The organism is Mesorhizobium sp. M7A.F.Ca.US.005.03.2.1 (assembly GCF_003997795.1).
GTDB lineage: Bacteria > Pseudomonadota > Alphaproteobacteria > Rhizobiales > Rhizobiaceae > Mesorhizobium > Mesorhizobium ciceri.
Map to the genome: position 1 here is coordinate 1 of NZ_RZRP01000612.1, position 3,877 is coordinate 3,877.

Below are 3,877 nucleotides of genomic sequence, written 5' to 3' on the forward strand. Positions count from 1 at the left end.
GCGCTGCGCGACATGGTGCGGCGCTTTGCCCAGGACCGGATCGCGCCGATCGCCGCCGACATCGATCGCTCGAATGAATTCCCGGTGCATCTGTGGGGCGAACTCGGTGCGCTCGGCCTGCTCGGCATCACCGCCGACCCCGACTTCGGCGGCAGCGGCATGGGCTATCTCGCCCATGTGATCGCCGTCGAGGAGATTTCGCGCGCTTCGGCCTCGGTCGGCCTCTCCTACGGTGCCCATTCCAACCTCTGCGTCAACCAGATCAACCGCTGGGCGACGCCGGCGCAGAAGGAAAAATACCTGCCGCCACTGTGCTCGGGCGAGCGAGTCGGCGCGCTGGCGATGTCGGAATCCGGCGCCGGCTCGGACGTCGTCTCGCTGAAGCTGCGCGCCGAAAAGCGCAATGACCGCTACGTGCTCAACGGCACCAAGATGTGGATCACCAACGGGCCGGACGCCGAGACGCTGGTGGTCTATGCCAAGACGGATCCGGACCAGAAATCGCGCGGCATCACCGCCTTCATCGTCGAGAAGGCTTTTGCCGGATTTTCCGTGGCGCAAAAGCTCGACAAGCTCGGCATGCGCGGCTCCAACACCGGCGAGCTGGTGTTTAGGGATGTCGAGGTGCCCTTCGACAACGTGCTGCATGAGGAAGGGCGCGGCGTCGAAGTGCTGATGTCTGGCCTAGACTATGAGCGCACGGTGCTTGCCGGCGGCCCGATCGGCCTGATGGCGGCGTGCCTCGACGTGGCAATCCCCTATGTGCATGAGCGCAAGCAGTTCGGACAGGCGATCGGCGAGTTCCAACTGGTGCAGGGCAAGCTGGCCGACATGTACACGACGCTGAATGCCGCGCGCGCCTATGTCTATGCCGTCGCCGCCGCCTGCGATCGTGGCCAGACGACGCGAAAAGATGCCGCCGGCTGCGTGCTGTTTGCCGCCGAGAAGGCGACGCTGATGGCGCTCGACGCCATTCAGCTGCTTGGCGGCAACGGCTACATCAACGACTATCCAACCGGCCGCCTGTTGCGCGACGCCAAGCTCTACGAGATCGGCGCCGGCACCAGCGAAATCCGCCGCTGGCTGATCGGCCGCGAGATCATGGCGGAGGGGGTGTAGGTATGGCCACGTTGCAAACCCAGATCTCCCCCTCCTCCGAAACCTTCCGTGCCAATGCCGAGCGCATGCGGGCGCTGGTCGCCGACATTGCGGAGAAGGCTGCCACCGTCGAGCTCGGCGGTTCGGAGGAAGCGCGTGAGCGCCATGTCTCGCGCGGCAAGCTTCTGCCGCGCGAGCGCCTTGCGCAATTGCTGGATGTCGGCTCACCCTTCCTCGAGATCGGCCAGTTCGCGGCATGGTCGATGTATGGCGAGGAGATCTCTTCGGCCGGCATGATCGCCGGCATCGGCCGCGTCGAAGGCACCGAGGTGATGGTCGTCGTCAACGACGCCACCGTGAAGGGCGGCACCTATTATCCGCTGACCGTGAAGAAGCATTTGCGGGCGCAGGAGATCGCACTGCAGAACAATCTTCCCTGCATCTATCTCGTCGACAGCGGCGGCGCCAATCTGCCCAACCAGGACGAGGTGTTTCCCGACCGCGAGCATTTCGGCCGCATCTTCTACAACCAGGCCAACATGTCGGCATCAGGCATTCCGCAGATCGCCTGCGTCATGGGTTCGTGCACGGCGGGCGGCGCCTATGTGCCGGCGATGTCCGACGAGACGATCATGGTGGGCAATCAGGCAACCATCTTCCTCGGCGGCCCGCCGCTGGTGAAGGCGGCGACGGGCGAGGATGTCAGTGCCGAGGATCTCGGCGGTGCGGATGTGCACACCAGGCTTTCCGGTGTTGCCGACCACTATGCGCTGGACGACGACCATGCCCTCGCCATCTGCCGGCGCATCGTCAAGAACCTGAATCGGAACAAGACTGTAAGCCTGAACTCTAGGAGAGCAATTCCGCCGCTTCATCCGGCGGATGAACTTTATGGCATCGTGCCGACCGACCTGCGCCAGCCCTATGACGCGCGCGAGGTCATCGCGCGCGTCGTCGACGGTTCCGAATTCGACGAGTTCAAGCAGAATTACGGCACCACGCTGATCACCGGCTTTGCCCATCTCCATGGCATGCCGGTCGGCATCATCGCCAACAACGGCGTGCTGTTTTCCGAAAGCGCGCTGAAGGGCGCGCACTTCATCGAACTGTGCTGCCAGCGCAAAATTCCATTGGTCTTCCTGCAGAACATCACCGGCTTCATGGTCGGTCGAAAATATGAAGCAGGCGGCATCGCCAAGGATGGCGCCAAGCTGGTGATGGCGGTTGCCACCGCCAGGGTGCCGAAGGTGACTGTCATCATCGGCGGTTCGTTCGGCGCCGGCAATTACGGCATGTGCGGCCGCGCCTATTCACCGCGCTTCCGGTGGATGTGGCCGAACGCCCGCATCTCGGTGATGGGCGGCGAACAGGCGGCAACGGTGCTTGCCATGGTCAAACGCGAAGGCATCGAGCGCAAGGGCGGAGAATGGAGCGCCGAGGAAGAGGCGAAATTCAAGAAGCCTGTCCTGATGAAATACGAGCATGAGGGCCATCCGCTCTATTCGTCCGCACGCCTCTGGGACGACGGTATCATCGATCCTGCAAAGACGCGCGACGTGCTGGCGCTCAGCCTGTCGGCCGCGCTCAACGCCGAAATCGAGGACACGCGCTTTGGCGTGTTTCGGATGTGAGAATGGACGGTCAACTTCGACAGCCAAACGGCGGAACTATACCGGCAGGCCGTTGCTGCCGTGTGAAAAGGCTGAACTGTATGGACCAAGCGATTGGTCAGTATAGGCGGCTTCGAATCTCAAACAGTGAACTGGCGGGGGGACAAAATATTCGCTACTGTTTATCCAGCATGGGGCAATGGGGACGGGCTGGAAATGAAACTGAAATATTGCCAGGGAACGGCTGCTTCGATACTTTCCGCATTTCTAATATTAACGGCGACCGGCATCAGCTCGGCGGAATCGCTCGCAGGACGCAAGGGAGACGTGCGTTTTCCGCCGACCTTGGGTTCGGGCGAATGCAACGTTGCCTACAAGGGTTACGTCGCGGCGAGCGGCCATTCGGCCTACGCCACAACCTTTTATTCGCGCGTTGTCGACCTCTACATCATCTGCGGGACGAAGCTCAACGCGCCGTCCCAGAAGGCGGCGGAAGAGACGGCGCTGCGCAATTGCCAGGCCGGGTTGACACGGTGGAAGCTCAAGACCGCGAGTGGCGGCTGCGCAATCTCGTCATCGAAATAAGCAACCGGCCGAGACTTTTTTGCGAATGGGGGAAGCAGAATGAAATCCGGGACCTGCAAACGAGCAGCCACCCCCATAGTGGCAGGCTTGCTGATGGTGGCGGCCTCCACCGCTGCCATGGCCGGATCGCTGGCAGGCAGCAAGGGCGACGTGCGCTACCCGGTGACCATTCCTATAGGAACCACCGGGGGCTGCGGGAAGGCCTATGCAGCGTATCTCGCAGCCGCAGGCCATTCGGCTTTCGCGGCGACGCCAATCGTTCCGGCGACCGAGTACTTCGTTTGCGGCGTGAAGCTGAATGCATCGTCACAAAAGGCGGCGGCGGAACTGGCACTGAAATCCTGTCAGGCCAGCAAAAGCAAATACAAGGTTACCGTCGCCGGCGCCTGCAGCATCGCCGCGTCCAAATAGACCGGAAAGCGCCCGGTTTTTCTCCTTGGGGAAGACAAAATGAAATCCACGAATTCCAAGCGAACAGCCATGGCGATATTTGCCGGATTGCTGACGATCGCGGCGTGCGGCGCGGGCATGGCCGGCTCACTGGCGGGAAGCGAGGGAGACAAGCGTTTCCCGCCGTACCTGCC

Annotated in this window: 4 protein-coding genes; all 4 read left to right on the forward strand. The window is 62.3% G+C overall.

All coding sequences use genetic code 11. The annotated features are described in order from the left end of the window. Positions 1-1,119, forward strand: a 1,119-nt coding sequence (locus tag EN991_RS26755; protein ID WP_164769384.1) for an isovaleryl-CoA dehydrogenase, incomplete at its 5' end; no start/stop codon positions are given. Between the two features lie 2 nt (positions 1,120-1,121). After that, positions 1,122-2,729 (forward strand): carboxyl transferase domain-containing protein, encoded by a 1,608-nt coding sequence (locus EN991_RS26760; protein WP_127369887.1) that lies wholly within the window; start codon positions 1,122-1,124, stop codon positions 2,727-2,729. 93 nt (positions 2,730-2,822) lie between these two features. Further along, on the forward strand, positions 2,823-3,293 hold the full coding sequence (locus tag EN991_RS26765; protein WP_318011939.1) for a hypothetical protein: 471 nt from the start codon (positions 2,823-2,825) through the stop codon (positions 3,291-3,293). Positions 3,294-3,332: 39 nt separating this feature from the next. Next, the gene (locus EN991_RS26770; protein ID WP_013532610.1) at positions 3,333-3,704 is read left to right on the forward strand and encodes a hypothetical protein; all 372 of its coding nucleotides are present in this window, start codon (positions 3,333-3,335) and stop codon (positions 3,702-3,704) included. The last annotated feature ends 173 nt before the right edge of the window (positions 3,705-3,877 follow it).

Bases quoted from the DNA above. Each gene is read 5' to 3' on its own strand.
- EN991_RS26760 (WP_127369887.1), top strand. From the start codon at position 1,122: ATGGCCACGTTGCAAACCCAGATCTCCCCCTCCTCCGAAACCTTCCGT.
- EN991_RS26770 (WP_013532610.1), top strand. From the start codon at position 3,333: ATGAAATCCGGGACCTGCAAACGAGCAGCCACCCCCATAGTGGCAGGC.